Here is a 23754-nt window from a genome sequence, read left to right as displayed (position 1 = left end):
TACCATGTAAGCTATTTGAAATGACGATTAACTATTATACATGAAATGAATAAGGGAATTCAAGTGAATCTAATCTTTGACCGCACCAGCGGCAAGATCGGAAATAAACTGGCGGCTAATGAAAAGAAACAAAATAATAAGTGGCAGTACAGCAAGCAGGGTGCCCGCAATGACCATCGCATAATCCGTATTGTAAATCCCGTTTAACTGTGACAGTGCAATCTGGAGCGTGAATTTACGCTCATCCGTTAAGACGATTAGCGGCCATAAATAATCATTCCAGGCTCCTATAAAGGTAAACGCGCCGAGAAAAGCGAACGCAGGACGTAGAATAGGCAGTGCTACATTCAAGTACAGTCGAAAAAAGCTGCATCCGTCCATCCGCCCCGCATCCAGCAGCTCCTTTGGAATGGATTCTTCCGCATATTGACGAATCCAGAAAATGCCGAAGGCATTTACCATCCCCGGGATAATAAGCGCTTTGAACGTACCTACCCATCCAAAGGCGGCCATCATGACAAAGGAGGGGACAAGCGAAAGTTGTGAAGGGACCATCATGGTAGCTAGCAGAACGATAAATAGCACTTTTTTGCCCGGAAAATCAAACTTGGCGAATGCAAAACCTGCCAGTGAATCGAAAAACAGAACCAATAAGGTAACAGAACCGGCTACAAAAAGGGTATTAAAAAAGGCTCCGGCAAAATTAATCTGCTGTAATACTCTAGTTATGTTATCCAAGAAGTGGCTACCAAACCACAATTGCGGTGGAAAACGATAGATGTCTGAAGTTGTACGGGTTGCCATAACGATCAGCCAGTAAAATGGAAACATCGACAGGATGATTCCCACCAACAATCCGGCATATAAAACAAAGGATTTTGCACGTGTCTGTATCATGTTGTGAAGCTCCTTCCCATCGTTATTTTTTACCTTGAACGAGTTTCCAGTTGATGATGGAGAATAGAGCAATGATGAGGAACATGCCCCATCCGACGGCTGCACCATATCCAAAATAGTTGTTAATGAACGACTCGCGGTACAGGTATAAAACGATGGTCATGCCACTTGCCCCGGAACCGCCGTCATTACCGACCAGGACCTGTGGCTCGGTGAAGAGTTGCATACCGCCGATGGTGGACGTAATGACCGTAAACAGAATGACTGGGCGCAGCATGGGGATAGTGATGCGGAAAAAAGCTTGCGCTCCGGTTGCTCCGTCTATTTTGGCGGCCTCATACAGCACATGCGGAATACTCTGAAGTCCGGCCAGATAGATGATTGCGTTATAGCCCATCCATCTCCATACGACCATAGAAGAAATGGCAATTTGGATACCCCATGGCACATTCAGCCATTGAACCATGGGCAGTCCCAAGAGTTGCAGAAGGTAGTTGAGAAATCCGAAATTGTTGGCAAATAAGGCACCAAATATGATGGCGACAGCCACAATAGACGTCACATTGGGCAGGAAGAATCCAACTCGCCATAAGGTGCGCATTTTCACAAATGGGGCATAAAGCAGAAAGGCAATAATCAGTGCGAAGAATAGCATTGGAATCGTTGCATACACCCAGATCACAAAGGTGTTGCCTACAGCCTGCCAAAATTCATGATCTGTTACAAGGTAGCGAAAGTTGCCCCAGCCGTTGTAGGTCATGTCTCCGATTCCGTCCCATTTGTGAAACGCCAGGTATAATGAAAAACCAATCGGAAACAGTCCAAAGATGCCAAACAGCAGATAAAACGGCGAGATCGCAGCATAAACGGCACGGTGCTTCCAGATTTCTCTCAGCATATTGTCCACACGCCTTTTTTGAATTTTGTTTTTTTATCGCTGTAATTCCCGTTCGATTCGTTCCATGGTTTCCGTCCATAATGCATCAGGATTAGCATCCTGCTTGGCAACATTAGCAAGGCGACGGGTCACAATGCCGTGGATGACAGGGTAGCGCTCGCCGAAATAGCTGCTTTTCACATGACGTGCGGAGGCGGAGAAGATGAGTCCGGTGGCCTGACCCCCAAAGAAAGGCTCGGGTATCCCCATGATAGGATCGTTATAGACGCCGGGAGTGGACGGGAACAGACCGATTTTGTGGTAGGCTTCCAACTGGTGTTCCGGGTTTTGCAGCCAGGTCAGGACTTCAAAGGCTTCTTTGGGATGTTTGCTGGATTTGAGGATAGAAATGAACGAACCACCCAGGTTGCCGTCTCCTCCAGGAGCACGGGCGACTCTCCATTTGCCCGCTGTATCCGGCGCGGCCTCTGTGAGAACTTGCTTCATCCAAACAGCCCCTACAAAAGAGGCAATTTTGCCGTTATTGACCGAAGCGTTCCATTCGGGAGTCCAGCCATCCGCATTGGCGAGCAGATGCTTCTTGTGGAAATCGACAGCGGTTTTCCAGCCCAGACGGATGTCAGGAGATTGATTGCCAATATAGCTGCCATCCGGCTTGAAGTAGAGGTTTGTATGCTGAGCGAGCACTTGATTGTAAACGTTTACAATATTATCAGCCAAAAACGAACGGCTTCCGAATTTCTGCTGAAGTTGTTCTCCGGCTGCCATGTAATCATCCCATGTGCGGATCGAGGCACTAACCTTTTCAGGATCACTAGGCAAGCCTGCTTGCTCAAATAGATCGCTTCGATAGAAGAGGGCAGTAGGCCCAGTATCCATGGGAAATGCAATCATTTTACCATCAGGAGTGATCCCCTGATTCCATTTCCATTCCAAATATTGATCTTTTAGGCGGTCTGCTCCGAGTTCCCTTAAATCATAAAAACGATCCGCACTAGGAAATAGCTCCACCATCCAGTCGTTCAGAGCTACGATGTCTGGTTCACCAGAACGAGCTGCGAGCGTTGTCTTCAGTTTAGCTTTGAAGTCACCACCTATTTTTTGAGTTTTTAATTCAATGTTGGGAAAGTGTTTTTCCGCTTGGGCGAGTAGTTCATCATCAATGGAACGGTTCCAATACCATAATGTAAGCGTTATCTTTTTTCCGTTTGACAAATTAGTTTCAGATGATTGACTTTCAGAGAACGAGGGTCCACTACAAGCACTGAACATAGTGAGAAAAGTAAGACATAATACCAACCATTGTACTGTCTTCACATCATTTCCCTCCTTGCTGTCTGAGATAATCTGCCTGCTAAACAAGTTGTAAATGGTTTAGCTCCATCATATGAAGCTGTTACCCATTTATGTGCATTGCCTTAACCAAAAACAAAAAATTTGAAACGTTTATCCATAAAAAAAAGCACGTGCGTCTGTTATATGAAGAACGCACGTGCTTAAGTTAGGGATTCAGCTCATGACATCAACCGCTGTATTTCATCTTTCAGAATTTCGGACCGAGTCCCGAAAATGACCTGTAGGGTACCGTTACCAAGCCTGATGATTCCCGACGCTCCGAGCCGCCTGAGAGCTTGATCGTTAACTGCTTTGTCGTCTTTGACGACAAGACGCAGCCGTGTGATGCAGGCATCAATACTTAGGATATTGTCCGAACCACCGAGATAGGTTAGTATTCTGCCTGCCTGACTGGACGGAGTGTCGGATGTGGCGCTTGCCTTTCCAATGGGTACAGATTCGTTAGCCTCAGACAGGTGACTGTCTTCTCCATCATCTTCACGCCCAGGAGTTTTTAGGTTGAATTTGAGAATGATAAATCGGAACAGAAAGTAATAGATGAGGGCGAAGACAAGCCCGACCGGGATCATTCGCAATGGGTGAGTGGAGAGTTTCATATTGACCAAATAGTCAATGAGTCCTGCTGAAAAGGAAAAGCCCAGTTTGACATCCAATAGGTATACGACCAGGCCGCTCAGGCCTGTCAGCAGAGCATGAACGCCGTAAAGCAATGGTGCAATGAACATAAACGAAAATTCGAGGGGCTCGGTAATTCCGGTCAGGAACGATGCCAGCGCAGAACCGATGAAAATGGAAGCGACGGCTTTACGTTTTTCCGGCTTAGCCGTATGAATGAATGCGAGAGCGGCTGCCGGGAGAGCAAACATCATAATAGGGAAGAAACCGGACATGAATAGACCAGCTGATTTATCGCCTGCAAAGAAACGGGTCAGGTCACCATGAACAACTTCGCCAGCTGCATTCGTATAGTTACCAATCTGAAACCACGCGATTGAGTTTAGTACATGATGCAAACCGAGCGGGATCAGCAGCCGATTGGCAATCATGAATACCATTGATCCGATTCCGCCAAACCCGACAATCCAGTTGCCGAAGGCTGCAATCCCATCTTGTACCGGACTCCAGATCATTCCGAGCAGAATGGCCAGAATCATGGTCGTGAAGGCGGTAATCATGGGGACAAAACGTTTGCCTGAGAAGAAGCCAAGCCAATCCGGGAGCTGAATATTATGATATTTTTTAAACAGAAAAGCAGACCATCCACCGATAAAAATACCACCCAATACGCCCATGTCCAGCTTGACGTCGTCTGGAATATATGCAAATATACCCGGCACTGCCGCCAAAATACGGGTCAACACCATATAGGCAATGACTGCCGATAATGCGGCTACTGCGTCGCCTGCCAGACCAATGGCAACACCAATGGAGAAAATGAGCGCAAGGTTACCGAAGATAGCCCCCGCCCCCTCGTTCAGAAAAGGAGTGACATAATGATTCAGAAATCCGCCAACTACGGGACCAAACGGTATATCCGTTTCATAATTAATCAGAGCTAATCCTTGCAAAATCCCTGCGGCGGGTAGAGTAGCTACTGGAAGCATTAACGACTTGCCGATTTTTTGCAGAAATTTCAGCATAACATTCTTCCCTTCTTCATCGAGTTTGGGAGTGTCGTATTCATCCTGAAATCCTTACTTGTGCCCATTTTTTTACATCATAAATCGGGGGATCTAACATGGTCAACGATTATTTTAAGCTATGAAATGACGTAAATCCGCAGTTGACATCGCTTACATGCTTATATAGTATCAAATTTAAGTTAATAATCGTGACGGAGACAAGAGAGCCACGCAGACATCCCATGGTATAGCACAGGGTTGATTTGTGATGGCTTTTCTTTTTTTTGTGCGATGAAAGCGATCAAAATCGGGTGATCTATTGAGGAGGTAGGTTGTATGTCGCCATACGCAGCCGAATTCATAGGGACAATGATTCTTATTGCCCTAGGTGGCGGAGTGTGCGCAGGGGTGTCCCTGAAAAAGTCATTTGCCCACGCTTCCGGCTGGATTGTGGTCGGAATGGGTTGGGGGCTTGCGGTAGCTATTGCGGTGTATGCAGTGGGTCAAATCAGCGGAGCGCATTTGAATCCGGCAGTTACACTCGCGTTGGCATTTCAGGGTAGTTTTCCATGGCAAGATGTATCCGGCTATATTGTGGCTCAGCTTCTTGGGGCCATGGCGGGTGCGATCATCGTCGTTTTGCATTATTGGCCCCACTGGAAAGAGACGGAGGACACAGCAGCCAAACTCAGTGTATTCGCGACAGGACCAGCTATTGATCATCCGTTTGCCAACGTGCTTAGTGAAATGATAGGTACTTTCATCTTTGTTCTTGCTTTACTGTCGTTTGGCGCCAATTCATTTACAGACGGCCTGAAACCGCTGATTGTTGGTTTTTTAGTTGTCAGTATCGGTTTATCCCTTGGAGGCACAACGGGCTATGCCATCAATCCAGCGAGGGATTTTGGGCCGCGTCTGATGCATTATTTACTACCGATTCCCGGTAAGGGAGCATCCAACTGGAAATATGCCTGGGTGCCCATTGTAGGGCCTCTGTTGGGTGGATCTTTCGCAGGGCTGTTTTATCAGGCTGTTTTTAAGGGGAGTGTGACTCCGGCTTTCTGGATTTTACTAGGGATCATCGTGATTGTACTCTTGATTACCTTCCGTATGAGTCGTACTTATAAAAATCATAAAACGGATCACAAACTTACAGCGTAAAAACGATGGATTTACACGGGGAGAGATGAACAATGGGAAAATATATTTTGTCACTAGATCAGGGAACGACAAGCTCAAGAGCGATTTTGTTCAATAGCGAGGGAGATGTAGTGTACTCGGCTCAGCGAGAATTTCCGCAATATTTTCCTCATCCCGGCTGGGTAGAGCAGAATGCGAATGAAATCTGGAGTTCTATTCTCGGAGTCATTGCCTCCTGTCTTTCCGAATCCGGTGTAAAAGCAAATCAAGTGGCTGCCATCGGCATTACCAATCAGCGAGAATCGGTGGCTGTGTGGGACAAAAATACAGGAGTGCCCGTATATAATGTACTCGTATGGCAATCACGCCAAACCTCGGACATCTGTGATGAATTGAAGCGACAAGGGCACGAGGAACTGTTTCACAGCAAAACAGGGCTGCTGATCGACCCGTATTTTTCAGGCACTAAAGTAAAGTGGATACTGGACCATGTAGAGGGCGCGCGGGAAAAGGCGGAACGAGGTGACCTGTTATTCGGTACGATTGACTCGTGGCTGATCTGGAAACTATCCGGCGGAAAGGCACATGTGACGGACTACTCGAATGCAGCCAGGACGCTCATGTACAACATTTATGAGCTAAAGTGGGACGAAGAGCTGCTGGACATTCTGGGTGTTCCGAAAATCATGCTGCCTGAGGTAAGACCTTCTTCTGAGGTATATGCGCACACCGTGGATTATCATTTCTTCGGTCAGAATGTACCGATCGCCGGTGCAGCAGGTGACCAGCAAGCAGCCTTGTTCGGTCAGGCATGTTACGAAAAAGGGATGATCAAAAATACTTACGGCACAGGCTGCTTTATGCTAATGAATACGGGGGATCAGCCTGTTGAATCTAAACACGGCCTGATTACGACCATCGCTTGGGGACTGGAGGAAGGCAAAGTGCAATACGCACTCGAGGGGAGTGTGTTTGTAGCGGGGTCGGCGATCCAGTGGCTGCGAGACGGGCTGCGTATGTTCCGTGAAGCGAAGGACAGTGAGCCTTATGCCGCTCGTGTTTCGTCTACGGAAGGAGTGTATCTTGTCCCCGCTTTTGTCGGACTGGGGAGCCCCTACTGGGATAGCGAGGTGCGCGGAGCGATGTTCGGCCTAACACGAGGGACCACGAAGGAGCATTTTATCCGCGCCACATTGGAGTCACTCGCTTATCAGACCAAAGATGTGCTTACAGCCATGGAGATCGATTCAGGTATTGCGGTGAAGACGCTGCGGGTGGATGGAGGAGCTGTATTGAACAATTTTCTGATGCAATTCCAGAGCGATATTTTAGATGCAACGGTGGAGCGGCCAGTGATCCATGAGACGACGGCACTGGGGGCTGCATGTCTGGCAGGTTTGGCTATTGGATATTGGAAGAGTACGGATGAACTTCGTAAGCGGGTGAGGGTGGAAACCTCTTTTGCCCCGAATATGGATGAATCAAGACGTGCAGACTTGTATGAAGGCTGGAAAAAGGCTGTGAATGCGACGATGGCCTACAAGTAATGATTAAGCGCTGGGTCTCTGAATATTAAACTGCAAAAAGATGACTTCTGAATCTTATCAGGAGTCATCTTTTTTAAGGCATGAGCTAACCTTTGACCTTCGTATGGTTCCAATGTTGGCCGGCTCCGCAGGAACTACGAATGACCAGTTCCGGCTCGACTTTAATACATTTGGTATCCATTTGTTTATTCATCAGGTCAAACAGCACCATAGCAGCTAGACGGCCTATTTTTTGCTTGTCTTGTTTTACAGTTGTCAGTGGAGGTTCGGTATAACGACAGGCTTCTATATCATCACATCCCACTACAGCAATATCCTCGGGTACCCTCAAGCCGCTTTCCTTGAAAGCACGTATGGCACCAAAGGCAAGCAGGTCGGTAGCCGCAAAAATAGCTTTTGGTAAATTTCCTTGCTGTATCCACGCCTTCGCGACCTGGTATCCATCTTCTGCCGCGTAGTCCTTACCATATACGACCCATTCAGGTCTGACATCAAGACTAAACCGTTTTAGTGAAGCGATAAAGGCCTCCTCTCTCTCTTTAATAACCAAGGAGGGGCGTTCAATGCCTATAAAACCCATGTCGCGGTATCCATTCATGTAAAAGTGCTCAACAACCTTCATTGAAATCTTCTGATTGTCGGACATAATGTAGCAGGAGCTGGCTCCGGTTAGCTCAATATCGACACCGATGCAGGGGATAGGGCTGGCGTCGAGATCAAAAACACTCTTCTCCACTTCATCTCCAGCGATAATAATGCACCCGTCCACTGAAAAATATTTCGAGCGTGCCAAATAGTCCTCTCCATTATCCAGAAATTTCTCATTTGAAAAAAACAGCAGATCGTAACCGAGCAAGCCAATCTGTTTTTTGAAGACATTAATGATATCTACAAAAAAAGGATGACTAAAATCAACATTCAGCTTACCAGCAAATATAACGCCTACCAGATTAGATTTTTTGGTAGCAAGTGTTTTAGCCGAGGAGGAGGGTCTATAGCCTGTTTCCTCCATGATTTTAAGTACCCGCTGCCGGGTTTCCTCACTGATGTCTGTGTAATTGTTAATGATTTTCGAAACCGTTGCTACTGAAACGCCTGCCATGCTAGCTATTGTTTTTATATTCATGGAATCCTCCGCAACTAAACTGATTTAGTTAAATTGACTTTGTTTTTCAAAATTAATGATTACTCGTATTCTATGCTACCTCATAGAAGTGAGTCAACCGTGCTAATAAAGGATGGTTCCTAATATTTTAAGGAGTAATAACGGTGATTTGTATTTTATTTGATAATTTACAAATCTCTATTTACAAATACAGGCTATCCGATACATAATAGTAGCTGTAATTAACTAAACCGCTTTCGTAAAGGTAAGTGCATTTATTCTAAGATAGCCGGAGCTGTGAAGTCTTGATTCCTGAAAGGATGATACCAAGTATGAATGAGAATACCTATACATTCCCCACCACGTTTATGTGGGGAACTTCGACCTCTTCTTATCAAATTGAAGGTGGCGTGGATGAGGAAGGAAGAACGCCTTCTATTTGGGATACTTTCTGTCAAGTACCCGGGAAGGTGATCGGAGGGGACTGCGGAGATGTGGCTTGTGACCATTTTCACCGCTTTAAGGAAGACGTGCAATTAATGAAGCAACTTGGCTTTTTACATTACCGTTTTTCCGTGGCCTGGCCGCGCATTATTCCCGCACCTGGCGTGGTTAACGAACAGGGGCTACTCTTCTATGAGCGTCTGCTGGATGAGATTGAGTCGGCTGGGCTAATTCCAATGCTGACGCTGTATCATTGGGATCTGCCGCAATGGATTGAGGACGAGGGTGGCTGGACGCAGCGAGAGACTATCCAACATTTTAAAACGTATGCCTCTGTAATCATGGATCGATTTGGACAGCGTATAAGCTGGTGGAATACGATAAATGAGCCCTACTGCGCCTCTATTTTGGGCTATGGCACAGGCGAGCATGCCCCCGGCCATGAGAACTGGAGGGAAGCTCTTGCTGCCGCTCATCATATTCTGATGTGTCACGGGATAGCCATGAACTTACACAAGGAAAAGGGCCTGACGGGCAATATCGGTATTACGCTGAACATGGAGCATGTCGATGCAGCCTCTGAACACTCCGAGGATGTAGCCGCTGCTGTCCGGCGGGATGGCTTTATTAATCGTTGGTTTGCCGAGCCATTGTTTAACGGGAAATACCCTGAGGATATGGTGGAATGGTACGGGGAGCATTTGAACGGATTGGATTTTGTACAGCCTGGTGATATGGAGCTGATTCAGCAGCCAGGGGATTTTTTGGGCATCAACTACTACGCCCGCAGTATCATTCGAGCGACTACAGACGCTTCGTTGCTTCAGGTCGAGCAGATTTCCATAGAGGAACCGGTAACGGATATGGGATGGGAGATTCACCCTGAATCCTTTTATAAGCTGCTGACACGGATTGAGAAGGATTTTACCAGAGGATTACCCATCCTGATTACAGAAAACGGAGCAGCGATGAAGGACGAACTGGTGAATGGAAAGATTGAAGACATTGGGCGTCAGCATTACATTGAGGAACATTTAAAGGCATGCCATCGCTTTATTGGGGAGGGAGGTCAGCTTAAGGGCTATTTTGTATGGTCATTCCTCGATAACTTCGAATGGGCCTGGGGATACAGCAAACGTTTTGGTATTATACACATCAATTACGATACGCAGGAACGGACACCCAAACAAAGTGCGCTGTGGTTCAAGCAAATGATGGCGAATAACGGGTTTTAAAAAGAAAAGGGGTGCACGATGCAGCAGTATTATTTTGACGATCAAGGACGTTTTGTGATTGAGAATTTTGCGCAGGCCAAGCCCTTTTCCAGTTTTCTACCCGGTATTGCTGGTGTTCAGGGAATTCCTCTGTGGGCGTATTATGTTAATCGTGGACAAGGAATTGCGAGCTTTGGTGTGGAGGATAAGAATGGAGCTATCATGGAGTTTTTTCCGGCCAACCGAACAGCTCCTTTATTGCTAGCAGTGCTAATCCTGATGCAAGTTTGCATGGAACGGGATATATCGCGAGGCTGAGCGGATCTACGGCAGAATTTATTCATATGTGGATATGGATGATGACGGGCGGGCAGCCGTTTGGCTATGATCATAGGGGCCTATCCTTGAAGCTGGAGCCCAAGCTGCCAGGCTGGCTGTTCACAGCTACAGGTGAGCTATCTTTCTGTTTTCTCGGAAGCTGTCAGGTGACTTATTTTAATACGGATCGCAAGGATACTTATCCACCGGAATGCATAGTGACCCAGTATGTACTGCATTACGCTAGTGGCGAAAAGAAGACGATAAGACAGGCTATATTAGATCATAAAGAGGCACAAGATGTGAGAGAGCGGTTGATTTCCCGTATCGAGGTATATTTGGGGACATAGCTCCATTCATTAAAGCGGTCATGCTGCAATAACAGAGCATGACCGCTTTTTAAAGTTTCATAAATCCTTGTGTCAGGGCAGGGGGCTTATGCTGAAATATCTTGCAACTCCAATATCACAGGACAGTGGTCACTGCCTGTAATATGACAATCAATGTTCGCATCCATCAATAGCGAACGAAGTCTCTCCGAGACGAGGAAGTAATCGATCCGCCAGCCAATATTCCTTTCTCTCACCTTTGGCATGTAGGACCACCAGGAATAAACATCCGTCCGGTCAGGATAAAAGGTTCTGAAGGTATCTATAAATCCGGCGTCTAGCAGCTGTGACATGCGTTCCCGTTCCTCAGGCGTAAAACCGGCATTTCCGTAGTTAGCTTTGGCGTTTTTGAGATCGATCTCCTGATGAGCTACGTTCAAGTCTCCACACACGATGACAGGCTTCAAAGCATCCAGTTGTTGCAGGTAGCTGCGAAAACGGTCTTCCCATTCCAGTCTGTAGGGCAGTCGGGATAAGTCCCGTTTGGTATTTGGTGTGTACACATTGACGAGATAAAATTTTTCGAATTCCAAAGTGATGGTTCGGCCCTCCGGTTCTTCATTTTCTTCAAGTCCATAATGCACAGAGAGCGGCTTGATTTTGGTGAAAATAGCCGTGCCGGAATATCCTTTTTTCTCAGCATAATTCCAGTATTGTGTGTATTCCTCCATGTTCTCCATGAGGATCTGCCCTTCTTGAAGCTTCGTTTCCTGTACGCAAAAAATATCGGCATTCGTTTCTTTTAAATAAGTATAAAACCCTTTGGTCACACAGGCTCTTAAGCCATTTACATTCCAAGATATTAATTTCATTTGATTAATCTCCTTGCTACTTCACGCGGTCAAGCGATGTGATTTGTATATCCTTTGTTGACATAAGCTTATAAATGTCTTCTATCTTGACTTCATAGGTCTTTTCATCAAAATGGTCCTGACCAAACATATAATCGTTTAGTTCTATTGCCTTAAGGTTTCGGTTGGTATTCATAGCCGAAGGGAAGTATTCGATGTCTAATGAGGCTTTATTTCCGGCCAACACTGTTTTGAGAACTTTTGCAGTTTGTAATACCCGTTCTTTTTCCAATGACAATCCTGAGTCAGTTAGATCCTCGAATACAATTATACGAATATATTGATCGCCGACCGCTTCGGGATTCAGTTTAAAATCGTCGTATTCTTTGATCATTTTATCTGTTTCCCCTTCTTGCACCCCAGAATGAACAGCGGCTGCATCATTGTATAGCTTCTGTATAACAGGTTTGAGCTTCATGTCCAGTTGGCTCTCCCAAAGGGCGTTAAGATATTTTTCTCTAAATGGGACATCCTCATAAGGACGCTTGGTCATGTTAAAGAGGACGGAAGGATGACGATTAGAGATCGCCTCCATGGTATATTCAGTGAAGGGAATACTATGATAGCTAATATTTTGAATTTGAAAGTCCTCTCCGTATTTCTGCTCCAGATATTGCTCTGATTCTGCGGCTACGTTGCGTTTATTTTCACCTGTTTGTGTAAAAGGTTCTATAATATCTACGTATTTCATTGTGACTGCAAGAAGTAGAAGTGTAGCTCCCACAGTGAGACTGAGCAACATGCGCCATTTGGAAGGCAACGATGCACTTGTCGGCGCGCTACCCACATTGCTTGTAATTTGAAAAGATCGTATTGTAAAAATAATGCCTAAAATGTGGAGAATAATGGCCAGCGGTCCCGAAATAATAAGCAGGTATCCGAGAGAAAATAATGTAAAATAGATCAGAATTCCCTGTGTGATGATCAGAGCCGCTCCTCCAATCATATAGGAAGGAATGGCGAGATAAAACATACCCAATCCAGTACCTAATATAGAAAGCAAAGTGGCAACAAAACGATGAATTTCCCGCGACTTTTGGAGTTTATTCGTAGTCAAGGGAGTCAGCCAACCTCCTTTACTTCAAAATGGTGTAACATGATAGATGATAGCAATATCTGCGTTTTATTGAAAGAGTAGTGACTTGAAACCAGCGCCTAAAGTAGCGTGGCAGACTATTCTTTCTACATTATTTATCATCAAAAAAAGCTCCCTTGCGGAAGCTTTTTTTGATGTAATTTATCAAGAGAGATACTCTCCCTATGGTTGACTGCGAAGTATAGGCTAACGATGCCGATGGGCCGACGTTCCCCTGTGAGTTATTTCATGAGAACAAAAAAAGCCTCCATTATGGAAGCTTCTTGTTATGACGTCCCAGGAGGGATTCGAACCCCCGACCGACGGCTTAGAAGGCCGTTGCTCTATCCAGCTGAGCTACTGGGACATAAAATTCAAGCGAATATTAATATATCATATGGATAAAAGAAATTCAAGTCTTATTTTGCATATATCGCTTATTTAGGCTTTATACAGCATAAATTCTGAGTAGACGTAGTTTTTTTTGCCTTATAAAAGGGTATGTTAGAATACAGGTGAATATGTGTAAGACGAGTGGTTGGACTTCGGCTACTATTTCTCATATAATCTACAAATACTTGAGCTTGTGAAGGAGAGGGGGTGCCTTGAATAAAGGACTCCAAGGTGACGACAAAAGAAAATAATATTGTATTGTTTCCGAAGACACTGGACTATTATCAAATCCAACTTACTGTGATGCTTGAAAACGAACGTTACGGAGAGGCGATGGCGATGCTGCGTTTTTTAATGCAGTGTCAGGGACAGGAGCAGAAGCAATACGATGAATGGAACGCTCTATTACAATGGCTGGAAGCTGCATTTCCACAGCACGCTGACAGCGGGGCGATAACGGACGCTGTGGAAGAAGAGGTCAGTGAAGTAGAGTTAGCTCGCCGTCATGCACGCTTTAAGCAGGAGCAGGATGCGGGCTACGGCAACAAGCTGTTGCGGATGGCTATGGATGAACCCTTATCCGAACAGACGATTTTAGCGTTGGAGCAGTTGTCCTATTTGGAACTGCCAGAAATCGACGATGCCTTGCTTCGCTGGATTATGGACCGGGAAATCCATCCTTTACTTCAATTCCGTGTTCTACAGACAATGCGACGACGCGGAATGGAAGGGACGATAGAAATCAGACGGGGTGATGAACAAGCGGAAATCGACATTGAAACGGTTCCGTTACAGCCTGGTGATTTTCCAGAGTCGATTATGCGTATTTTGGAACGGGTGGCTGATCAGACTGAGGTGCACGAGCCTACACTATTCTATTTTGCACAGGAGTTGTGGTCACAGTTTGTGATGGCAGTATACGGTACGAATGATTATAGATCCATGTTGGTGGAAGAGGACGGAATGCCGGATATTTGGGCCGCAGCACTCCATCAGACCGTTTCGGAAAGTTTGAACGGTAATAATAATGAGGAAGAAACCCGTGCTATATATGGTATTACAGATGCGTTGCGCTTCCGTTTTGAGCAGGCGTATCGGTCGATGCGACTATTCGTAGCGGCGGGAATGCACACTCCTTAGTGACCGGAAACGTTTACCTGTGAAGCATTCAAAGGGCTGCTCTTGAAAAAGACAGTAATGTTAGATATACTATAGTGGTTATTTTGTGTGCGTTGATTGTAATGAAAACTAAGTGAAGATTTTGTTGGAGGGGAAAGCATAAAATGAAAGCAACTTGGGAGAAAATAGAGAAGAACCTTGGGGTTCTTGAAGTTGAGGTTGACGCGGATCGTGTAGCCGCTGCACTCGACAAAGCTTTTAATAAAGTGGCAAAACAAGTAAGTGTACCAGGATTCCGTAAAGGTAAAGTACCACGTCCTATCTTTGAAAAACGCTATGGTATTGAAAGTCTGTACCAAGATGCAATTGACATCCTGTTGCCAGAAGCTTACAGCCAAGCTGTAGAGCAAACGGACATCTTCCCGGTTGACAGCCCTGACGTTGAAATTGATCAATTTGCTAAAGGCGAATCTTTCAAGTTCAAAGCAAAGGTTACTGTTAAACCTGAAGTGACTTTGGGCGATTACAAAGGCGTAGAAGTGCCTGTAAGCAAACTCGAAGTAAGCGACGAAGAACTGGCTCAAGAACTGGAGCGCCTGCAACAACGTCATGCTGAACTGGTTGTCGTTGATGAAGATGCTGCTCAATCCGGTGATACAGCTATTATTGACTTCGATGGTTCCGTGGACGGTGTACCATTCGAAGGCGGACAAGCTGAGAAGTATTCTTTGGAACTGGGATCTAACACATTCATCCCTGGTTTTGAAGAGCAAGTGGTTGGTTTGCACACTGGCGATTCCAAGGACGTTGAAGTAACGTTCCCTGAGAACTACCATTCTGCTGACCTCGCTGGCAAACAAGCGGTATTCAAAGTGAAAGTTCACGAACTGAAACGCAAAGTTCTTCCTGAACTGGACGATGAATTTGCTAAAGATGTAAGCGAATTTGACACACTGGCTGAATTCAAGGAAGACTTGAAAAAGCAATTGTTGGATCGTAAGGAAAACGAAGCTAAAGCAGCCCGCGAGGGTGCTGTAGTGGAGAAAGTTGCTGAGAATGCAACAATCGACATTCCTGAAGCAATGGTGAAGAGCGAAGTGCAAAACATGGTTCGCGATTTCGACAACCGTTTGCGTAGCCAAGGTATGAACCTTGAAATGTTCCTTGGATTCTCTGGTCAAAGCAAGGAAGACCTGGAAGAGCAAATGAAAGCTGATGCTGAGAAGCGCGTACGTAACAACCTCGTGCTGGAGCAAGTGGCTAAAGCAGAAAACATCGAAGTTTCCGAAGCGGAAATTGATGAAGAACTGAAAAACATGGCTGAAGCTTACAAACGTTCAGTTGAAGAAATCCGTAGCATTCTGGAAGGTAACGGCTCGTTCGCTAACCTGAAAGAAGAAATTTCACTGCGCAAAACCATTGCTTTGTTGGTGGAAAACAGCAAAGAAGTAGAAGCGCCAGTTGAAGCTGCTGAGTAATTCAGACGATAAAATATACGGAGTATGCTGTAACAAGCTGAAACGTAGTAATTAGATAGGGATAAGGCACGTAGTGAAAGTTACGTGCCTTATTTTTACCTTTGATAACCCAAATTTTAGTCGTTTATGGAAAGTGCTGTGAGTCGCGTTTTCTTGTTTTACATAAGTCACTACCGTATATTTGCACATACATACGAAACATGGTTAAATATGAGAAGGTCTCGGCAGAGTGTACTGTAAATAGCCCGCACTGCATATATGAGCGCATGCAAATATGACACGAGACTCTGAACATGTTAAAATATTTTGTAAGGTGTTCACGTTTCATGCTTGCTGCTTCCGTTTTAATGGGACATAAGGAAGCGGATGAATACAGGTGTTCATTTTAATAAAGAAAAGAGGTTGGTCGTGATGAGTCTCGTCCCTATGGTTGTGGAACAAACGAATCGAGGAGAACGATCTTACGATATTTACTCGCGGTTGCTTAAGGATCGTATTATTTTCCTAAGTGGCCCGATTGATGACGATGTCGCCAATCTCGTCATTGCACAGCTATTGTTCCTTTCTGCGGAAGATCCAGAGAAGGATATTAATTTGTACATTAACTCGCCAGGCGGTTCTGTAACTGCGGGCATGGGTATATATGATACAATGCAATTCATTAAGCCGGACGTATCGACGATCTGTGTAGGCATGGCTGCAAGTATGGGTTCGTTGCTGCTAACAGCGGGTGCGCCAGGTAAGAGATACGCGCTTACCAATAGTGAAGTCATGATTCATCAGCCACTTGGTGGCATTCAGGGGCAAGCCTCCGATATGCTGATTCATGCGGACTGGATTATCAAAACACGTGCTAAGCTGAATCAAATCTATGTAGAGCGTACGGGTCAGCCCCTCGAAAAAATCGAACGTGATACTGACCGGGATTTCTTCATGGAAGCGGAAGAGGCAAAAGCATACGGTATCATTGACCAGGTGCTGTCTAAACCGATTAATCTGTAAAGGGGTGGCTCTATGTTTAAATTTAATGATGAAAAAGGACAATTGAAATGTTCTTTCTGCGGTAAATCTCAGGATCAGGTTCGCAAGCTTGTTGCCGGACCGGGCGTATATATATGTGACGAATGCATTGAGTTGTGTACGGAGATTGTAGAAGAGGAATTGGGTCATGAAGAAGAAGTAGATCTGAAAGACATTCCGAAACCAATGCAAATCCGTGACATTCTGGACCAATATGTTATTGGTCAGGATCAAGCGAAAAAATCGTTGTCTGTAGCGGTATATAATCACTACAAACGAATTAATACTCAAAACAAAATTGATGATGTGGAACTGCAAAAAAGTAACATCTTGATGCTTGGACCTACAGGTTCGGGTAAAACGTTGCTTGCGCAAACCATGGCTAAAATTTTGAACGTTCCTTTTGCTATCGCAGATGCCACTTCCCTTACGGAAGCAGGTTATGTGGGTGAAGACGTTGAAAATATTTTGCTGAAACTGATTCAAGCTGCCGATTATGATGTAGAAAAAGCCGAACGCGGCATTATCTACATTGACGAAATTGATAAAGTAGCCCGCAAATCCGAAAACCCGTCCATTACGCGTGACGTTTCGGGTGAAGGTGTACAGCAGGCGTTGCTTAAAATTTTGGAAGGCACGGTTGCTTCTGTACCACCTCAAGGCGGTCGCAAGCATCCACATCAAGAGTTTATTCAAATTGACACCACGAATATCCTGTTCATTTGTGGTGGTGCCTTTGATGGTCTGGAGCAAATGATCAAACGCCGTATCGGTAAAAAGGTTATCGGCTTCAACGCTACCAGCGAACAAAAAGATCTGAAACCAGGCGAATATACTTCAATGGTATTGCCTGAGGATCTTTTGAAATTCGGTCTGATACCGGAATTTGTAGGACGCTTGCCAGTAATTTCTACGCTGGAGCCGCTTGATGAGAACACATTGGTTCGTATTCTGTCCGAACCGAAAAATGCGTTAACCAAGCAATACCAGAAGCTGCTTGAGCTGGATAATGTGCAACTGGAGTTTAAGCAAGATGCTCTGGAAGCCATTGCTCGTGAAGCGATCAAGCGTAACACGGGTGCCCGTGGCCTTCGTGCGATCATCGAAGGTATTATGCTGGACGTAATGTATGAGGTTCCTTCCCGTGAGGATGTGACTACTTGCGTCATCAATGAGCAGGTTGTAAAAGACAAAATCGCACCGGAACTCGGTGGTACAGATAAGGATAAAAAACAAGAAGAGAGCGCCTAAGGATTGATACTTCGCGATCTCTAAAACATGAGAAGCCGGATCTCCACTTCACTAAACCTGTATGAGGTTTTAAGGGGTGGAGGTTTGGCGTTAATGGGAGAGAAAAGTACATGTTCTTAAGACAAGACACACGTCCCGTTAAAGTCGGGAATCTGACGATTGGCGGCAGCAATGAAGTCATCATCCAAAGCATGTGTACAACTAAAACAGCAGATGTGGAAGCAACTGTAGCCGAGATTCTTCGCTTGGAAGAAGCCGGGTGTCAACTGGTGCGGGTTACCGTCAACAATGAGGAAGCTGCCGCAGCCATTAAGGAAATTAAAAAACGGATTCATATTCCGCTAGTTGCAGATATTCACTTTAATCACAAGCTGGCTCTACTGGCAATTGAAAATGGGATTGATAAAGTTCGCATTAATCCAGGTAACATAGGACGACGTGAAAAAGTGGAAGCTGTTGTGAAGGCATGTAAGGAAAAAGGGATTCCGATTCGAATTGGTGTGAATGCCGGGTCATTGGAACAGCATTTACTTGATAAGTATGGCTACCCTACACCAGAAGCGATGGTAGAAAGTGCGCTGTATCATATCGGGATACTGGAAGAGCTTGATTTCCATGACATTATCGTGTCACTGAAGGCGTCTGATGTTCCTATGGCGATTGCTGCTTATACGAAGGCCGCTGAAATTATTAAGTATCCGCTCCATCTGGGTATTACCGAAGCGGGTACACTCTTTACGGGTACAGTTAAAAGCGCGGCAGGTATGGGCGCTTTGCTAGCATCAGGCATCGGCTCCACAATGCGTATTTCACTTAGTGCTGATCCGGTGGAAGAAGTGAAGGTAGCTCGTGAGTTGCTCAAGACGTTTGGATTAATCACAAACGCAGCTACACTGATTTCTTGTCCGACTTGCGGACGTCTGGATATTGATCTGTTCTCTATTGCCAACGAGGTAGAAGACTACATTGCAAAACTCAAGGTACCGATTAAAGTATCAGTACTGGGTTGTGCAGTAAATGGCCCGGGTGAAGCGAAGGAAGCTGATATTGGAATTGCCGGAGCGCGCGGTGAAGGCCTTTTGTTCCGTTATGGAAAAATGATTCGCAAAGTACCTGAGGCTGATATGGTGGACGAATTGAAAAAAGAAATTGATATCATCGTCAAAGCATATGAGGAAACAGGGAAAATACCTGGACGTGAAGAACGTCATACCGCCGAGAAGGTGTAGGCAAAAAGCAGTTATTATAAAGAGGCATAGTCATAATCTATTGTCATCATTTAAACGCCGTGGAGAGCAGCTCTGCTACAGAACTGTTCTTCGCGGTGTTTTTGTATTTCTCTCTGATCTTTTGAAAGACCGCCGTTTAGCTATCGCGGAAAAGGAAATACTGTTTTTCATAGAGCGGCATTTTTAAAATTGCTGAGATGAGAAACGGAGGAAATACGATGGACTTGACTATGATTTTGTTATTGGTGCAAATGTTTTTCGGGATTGTTATTGGTCTGTATTTCTGGAACCTCCTGCGGAGCCAGAAAACGAACCGTAGTGCGGTGGATCGGGAATCCCGCAAGGAATTGGATAAGCTACGCAAATTGCGTTCTATTTCACTTACCAAGCCGTTGGCTGAACGCACACGTCCTGCCACATTACAGGATATCGTGGGTCAGAAGGATGGACTGCGCGCGCTCAAGGCTGCGTTATGTAGTGCGAATCCGCAGCATGTCATTATTTATGGCCCGCCGGGTGTAGGGAAGACAGCTGCTGCACGCGTTGTGCTGGAAGAGGCTAAGAAGAATCTGTCCTCTCCGTTCAAGGGAGATGCCAAATTCACGGAGATTGATGCTACGACGGCCCGCTTTGATGAGCGCGGTATTGCGGACCCGCTGATAGGTTCAGTGCATGATCCAATCTATCAAGGGGCAGGAGCGATGGGGGTAGCGGGTATCCCACAACCTAAACCCGGAGCTGTGACGAAGGCGCATGGGGGGATGCTGTTCATTGATGAGATTGGTGAGCTGCATCCAACGCAGATGAATAAACTCTTGAAAGTACTGGAGGATCGCAAGGTATTTTTGGAGAGTGCGTATTACAACTCGGAAGATTCGAATACTCCTGCTTATATCCACGATATTTTCCAAAACGGTTTGCCAGCCGATTTTCGTTTGGTGGGTGCGACGACCCGTTCGCCGCATGAACTGCCACCTGCGATTCGCTCCCGGTGCATGGAGATTTATTTCCGTGCCTTGCAGCCACAGGAGATTGCTCGTATTGCAGAGGATGCCGTCCACAAGCTAGGCTTTGGCCCTTGTCCTGAGGCGGTAGAAGTTGTACAGCGTTACGCAACGAACGGTCGGGAGGCGGTCAATATGATCCAGCTGGCTGCTGGTTTGGCACTTACCGAGAAAAGGGAATGTCTCAATGCTTCCGACGTCGAATGGGTAGCGGGCAGTAGTCAAATTCAACCGCGTCCTGACCGAAAAATACCAGGCTTGCCGCAAATCGGATTCGTTAACGGATTAGCTGTATATGGCCCGAACATGGGGATGCTGCTTGAAATTGAAGTTACAGCAGTTCCGGTTCCTGAGGGAAAGGGCAGCTATAATATTACGGGGGTTGTGGATGAGGAAGAAATCGGAGGCGGGTCCCGTACACTGCGCCGTAAGAGCATGGCTAAAGGTTCTGTAGAAAATGTTCTAACCGTTTTGCGTACGCTCGGATTGTCTCCGTCGAATTACGATTTGCATATCAATTTTCCTGGGGGTACGCCGGTAGATGGCCCGTCCGCAGGAATTGCGATGGCAACAGCCATTGCTTCCGCGATGCGGGGAATTCCGGTGGATCATGAAATTGCAATGACTGGCGAAATTAGCATCCATGGTCGTGTCAAACCGATTGGTGGTGTATTAGCCAAGGTTGAAGCCGCTTTTCAGGCAGGAGCCAAAAAAGTGATCATTCCGCAGGACAACTGGCAAGCTCTTTTTGACAGCATTGAGGGTTTAAAAGTGATTCCCGTACAGTCGGTTACCGAAGTGTTCCGACATGTGTTCGGGGAAGAGATAACGTCGGATTCGCCTGTACATGCGCCAATTGAGACTTTTCGCCCATCCCAATCTTCCTTGTTACAGGCTGATGGAACGCATAACGGGACGATATCAGATACAGGATCTTGCTGATGAACCACCCTTTCATTGGTTTTTTCATAAAACATTTGATAAAATATGAAAGATAACAACTTGAGGATTGTAAAATCCGGAACCTGAGAATCACTGGAGGTGCGAAAGCGATGGGACCCACCAAGACAAAAGGTCGTCGTTTTCCTTTGCTGCCTTTAAGAGGGCTTCTGGTCTACCCGAGTATGGTTCTGCATCTCGATGTGGGCCGGGAAAAATCGGTCAAGGCTTTGGAAAAAGCGATGGTTGAAGACAATTTGATTCTCCTGTGTTCTCAATCAGAAGTAAATATTGAAGAACCTACACAAGAGGACATCTTTCGAGTCGGCACGGTAGCCAAGGTACGCCAGATGCTCAAACTTCCTAATGGAACCATTCGAGTATTGGTGGAAGGGCTGGAACGGGCCGAGATTATTCAATATACGGACAATGAAGAATATTACGAGGTAATGGCGAAGGAGCTGCACGAGGCAGAAAACGTACAGCCTGAGACGGATGCGCTAATGCGCACTGTATTAACTCAGTTCGAGCATTATATCAACTTGTCCAAAAAGGTAACACCGGAGACTCTCGCTGCGGTATCGGATATTGAGGAGCCGGGACGGCTAGCAGACGTAATCACAAGTCATTTGACGCTCAAAATTAAGGAAAAGCAGGATATACTGGAGACGATCGACGTTACTCAGCGTCTGGAGAAGCTTCTGGATATTTTGAACAATGAGCGTGAAGTACTGGAGCTGGAACGTAAAATCAACCAGCGTGTGAAGAAGCAGATGGAAAAGACGCAGAAGGAGTATTATCTGCGTGAACAAATGAAGGCAATTCAGAAGGAACTTGGCGAGAAGGAAGGTCGCGCGGGAGAAGTTGAAGAACTGCGCAACCAGCTAAGTGAACTGGAGTTGCCTGTTCCGGTGAAGGAGAAGGTCGAAAAGGAAATCGATCGTCTGGAAAAAATGCCGGCAAGCTCTGCCGAGGGTGGCGTCATCCGTAATTATGTGGATTGGTTGTTAAGCTTGCCATGGAACAAGTTTACCGATGATGATCTGGATATCGTCAAAGCTGAAGAGGTACTTAATAACGACCACTACGGATTGGATAAACCCAAGGAGCGTGTATTGGAGTATTTGGCTGTACGCAAGCTGGTGAAGACCATTAAGGGACCGATTCTGTGTCTCGTGGGTCCGCCAGGGGTCGGCAAGACCTCGTTGGCCCGTTCGATTGCCAAATCCATGGGTCGGGAATTTGTCCGCATCTCTCTCGGAGGTGTGCGGGATGAAGCGGAAATCCGCGGTCACCGTCGGACTTATGTTGGTGCGATGCCGGGGCGGATCATTCAGGGGATGAAGACCGCAGGAACGTCTAATCCAGTATTTTTGCTGGATGAGATTGATAAAATGGCTTCCGATTTTCGAGGAGATCCATCGGCGGCATTGCTCGAAGTGCTTGATCCTGAACAAAACAATACGTTCAGTGACCATTTTGTTGAGCTGCCGTTTGACCTGTCCAATGTGATGTTTGTAACGACAGCCAATGCTGCACACAACATCCCGCGTCCGCTAATGGACCGCATGGAGACGCTCTATATTCCTGGCTACACCGAACTGGAGAAGCTGGAAATCGCCAATCGGTACCTATTGCCCAAGCAGAAGAGAGAGCATGGCTTGGACGAGGAACAACTGGTTATCGGGGAGGATACGCTACTGCGTGTCATTCGCGAATATACGCGTGAATCTGGTGTGCGGAATCTTGAGCAGCAAATGGCTTCTCTGTGCCGCAAGGCGGCGAAGTCCGTTGTATCTGGTGGCGAAGGACCAATTCAAATCACACCGGATAATCTGAAGGATTATCTGGGTATCGCTAAATTCCGTTACGGTGTTGCAGAACTGGAGGATCAGATCGGTACGGTTACAGGCTTGGCATGGACAGAGGTCGGTGGTGAAACACTGATGATTGAAGTGACGGTCGTACCTGGTAGTGGTAAACTGATTCTTACGGGTAAACTGGGAGACGTTATGAAGGAATCTGCACAGGCGGCATTCAGCTACACCCGTTCCAAAGCAGTTGATCTGGGCATTGAACTAGACTTTTATGAGAAAAATGATATCCACATTCATATTCCTGAGGGTGCGATTCCGAAGGATGGTCCATCTGCGGGAATTACTATTGCTACCGCGTTAATTTCAGCTTTGACCAACCGTCATGTATCCAAGGATGTGGCTATGACGGGCGAAATTACTCTACGCGGCCGTGTATTGCCGATTGGTGGTTTAAAAGAGAAGTCGCTGGCTGCCCACCGGGCAGGCTACAAAAAAATTCTGCTTCCCAAAGATAATGAACGGGATTTAAAGGATATTCCCGACAGTATCCGGCAGGATGTTGAATTTGTCCCCGTTGCCCATATGGATCAGGTGCTAAAGCATGCTTTGGTTGAGCAGGCAAGGGTACATTAGAGAGGAATTAAGGAC

19 protein-coding genes and 1 tRNA gene are annotated in these 23754 nt (G+C 46.1%); 12 read left to right on the top strand and 8 right to left on the bottom strand.

Going from position 1 to position 23754, the window contains the following annotated elements; translation table 11 throughout:
- Positions 1 to 69: 69 nt before the first annotated feature.
- From MKY98_RS20105 to MKY98_RS20090, 4 genes are all read right to left on the bottom strand, one after another.
- Complete coding sequence (locus MKY98_RS20105; RefSeq protein WP_069011253.1) at positions 70 to 897, bottom strand: carbohydrate ABC transporter permease; 828 nt, start codon at positions 895 to 897, stop codon at positions 70 to 72.
- A gap of 22 nt (positions 898 to 919) precedes the next feature.
- Positions 920 to 1795, bottom strand: a complete 876-nt coding sequence (locus MKY98_RS20100) for a carbohydrate ABC transporter permease (protein WP_029518392.1) — start codon at positions 1793 to 1795, stop codon at positions 920 to 922.
- A gap of 33 nt (positions 1796 to 1828) precedes the next feature.
- Complete coding sequence (locus MKY98_RS20095; protein ID WP_069011254.1) at positions 1829 to 3112, bottom strand: ABC transporter substrate-binding protein; 1284 nt, start codon at positions 3110 to 3112, stop codon at positions 1829 to 1831.
- Positions 3113 to 3309: 197 nt separating this feature from the next.
- On the bottom strand, positions 3310 to 4791 hold the full coding sequence (locus MKY98_RS20090) for a PTS transporter subunit EIIC (protein ID WP_069011255.1): 1482 nt from the start codon (positions 4789 to 4791) through the stop codon (positions 3310 to 3312).
- A gap of 318 nt (positions 4792 to 5109) precedes the next feature.
- Here MKY98_RS20090 and MKY98_RS20085 point away from each other — a divergent pair, with 318 nt between their 5' ends.
- Both MKY98_RS20085 and glpK read left to right on the top strand, forming a co-directional pair.
- Entirely contained in the window at positions 5110 to 5934 is an 825-nt protein-coding gene (locus MKY98_RS20085) for an MIP/aquaporin family protein (protein ID WP_069011256.1), read from the top strand.
- 32 nt (positions 5935 to 5966) lie between these two features.
- Positions 5967 to 7460, top strand: a complete 1494-nt coding sequence (glpK, locus tag MKY98_RS20080; RefSeq protein WP_069011257.1) for a glycerol kinase GlpK — start codon at positions 5967 to 5969, stop codon at positions 7458 to 7460.
- An 85-nt stretch (positions 7461 to 7545) separates the two neighbouring features.
- On the opposite strand, the gene MKY98_RS20075 is transcribed toward glpK, so the two are convergent.
- The gene (locus MKY98_RS20075; RefSeq protein WP_029518397.1) at positions 7546 to 8586 is read right to left on the bottom strand and encodes a LacI family DNA-binding transcriptional regulator; all 1041 of its coding nucleotides are present in this window, start codon (positions 8584 to 8586) and stop codon (positions 7546 to 7548) included.
- Between the two features lie 311 nt (positions 8587 to 8897).
- Here MKY98_RS20075 and MKY98_RS20070 point away from each other — a divergent pair, with 311 nt between their 5' ends.
- From MKY98_RS20070 to MKY98_RS20060, 3 genes are read left to right on the top strand one after another with little or no spacing between them, the layout of a single operon-like run.
- Positions 8898 to 10244: a GH1 family beta-glucosidase gene (locus tag MKY98_RS20070; protein WP_069011258.1), complete on the top strand. Its 1347-nt coding sequence runs from the start codon at positions 8898 to 8900 to the stop codon at positions 10242 to 10244.
- An 18-nt stretch (positions 10245 to 10262) separates the two neighbouring features.
- Positions 10263 to 10541, top strand: coding sequence for a hypothetical protein (locus tag MKY98_RS20065; RefSeq protein ID WP_029518399.1), 279 nt, complete (start codon positions 10263 to 10265; stop codon positions 10539 to 10541).
- A 26-nt stretch (positions 10542 to 10567) separates the two neighbouring features.
- Entirely contained in the window at positions 10568 to 10891 is a 324-nt protein-coding gene (locus tag MKY98_RS20060) for a hypothetical protein (RefSeq protein ID WP_230585102.1), read from the top strand.
- Between the two features lie 86 nt (positions 10892 to 10977).
- On the opposite strand, the gene MKY98_RS20055 is transcribed toward MKY98_RS20060, so the two are convergent.
- From MKY98_RS20055 to MKY98_RS20045, 3 genes are all read right to left on the bottom strand, one after another.
- Positions 10978 to 11742, bottom strand: coding sequence for an exodeoxyribonuclease III (locus tag MKY98_RS20055; RefSeq protein WP_029518401.1), 765 nt, complete (start codon positions 11740 to 11742; stop codon positions 10978 to 10980).
- 16 nt (positions 11743 to 11758) lie between these two features.
- Positions 11759 to 12838 carry a hypothetical protein gene (locus MKY98_RS20050; RefSeq protein ID WP_069011259.1) on the bottom strand — a complete coding sequence of 360 codons (1080 nt, stop codon included), beginning with the start codon at positions 12836 to 12838 and terminating at the stop codon, positions 11759 to 11761.
- Between the two features lie 311 nt (positions 12839 to 13149).
- Positions 13150 to 13223: transfer RNA gene (locus tag MKY98_RS20045), tRNA-Arg, on the bottom strand.
- A 257-nt stretch (positions 13224 to 13480) separates the two neighbouring features.
- On the opposite strand from MKY98_RS20045, the gene MKY98_RS20040 reads away from it, so the two are divergent.
- The 7 genes from MKY98_RS20040 to lon all read left to right on the top strand — a co-directional run bounded on the left by MKY98_RS20040 (position 13481) and on the right by lon (position 23739).
- Positions 13481 to 14389, top strand: a complete 909-nt coding sequence (locus MKY98_RS20040) for a hypothetical protein (RefSeq protein ID WP_176715714.1) — start codon at positions 13481 to 13483, stop codon at positions 14387 to 14389.
- A gap of 143 nt (positions 14390 to 14532) precedes the next feature.
- The gene (gene tig, locus MKY98_RS20035) at positions 14533 to 15846 is read left to right on the top strand and encodes a trigger factor (RefSeq protein WP_028541569.1); all 1314 of its coding nucleotides are present in this window, start codon (positions 14533 to 14535) and stop codon (positions 15844 to 15846) included.
- Positions 15847 to 16257: 411 nt separating this feature from the next.
- On the top strand, positions 16258 to 16848 hold the full coding sequence (gene clpP, locus MKY98_RS20030) for an ATP-dependent Clp endopeptidase proteolytic subunit ClpP (protein ID WP_016324659.1): 591 nt from the start codon (positions 16258 to 16260) through the stop codon (positions 16846 to 16848).
- Between the two features lie 12 nt (positions 16849 to 16860).
- Complete coding sequence (gene clpX, locus MKY98_RS20025) at positions 16861 to 18117, top strand: ATP-dependent protease ATP-binding subunit ClpX (protein ID WP_013311623.1); 1257 nt, start codon at positions 16861 to 16863, stop codon at positions 18115 to 18117.
- A gap of 110 nt (positions 18118 to 18227) precedes the next feature.
- Positions 18228 to 19346, top strand: a complete 1119-nt coding sequence (ispG, locus tag MKY98_RS20020) for a flavodoxin-dependent (E)-4-hydroxy-3-methylbut-2-enyl-diphosphate synthase (protein ID WP_025718670.1) — start codon at positions 18228 to 18230, stop codon at positions 19344 to 19346.
- A gap of 218 nt (positions 19347 to 19564) precedes the next feature.
- Positions 19565 to 21292 (top strand): ATP-dependent protease LonB, encoded by a 1728-nt coding sequence (gene lonB / locus MKY98_RS20015; protein WP_029518404.1) that lies wholly within the window; start codon positions 19565 to 19567, stop codon positions 21290 to 21292.
- Between the two features lie 110 nt (positions 21293 to 21402).
- Complete coding sequence (gene lon, locus MKY98_RS20010; protein WP_023989969.1) at positions 21403 to 23739, top strand: endopeptidase La; 2337 nt, start codon at positions 21403 to 21405, stop codon at positions 23737 to 23739.
- Positions 23740 to 23754: the final 15 nt, after the last annotated feature.

It is taken from the genome of Paenibacillus sp. FSL M8-0228 (assembly GCF_038007385.1).
Taxonomy (GTDB): Bacteria; Bacillota; Bacilli; order Paenibacillales; family Paenibacillaceae; genus Paenibacillus; species Paenibacillus polymyxa_D.
Note: the sequence above shows the minus strand (reverse complement) of the source record. Positions and strands in the feature narration are given on the sequence as shown.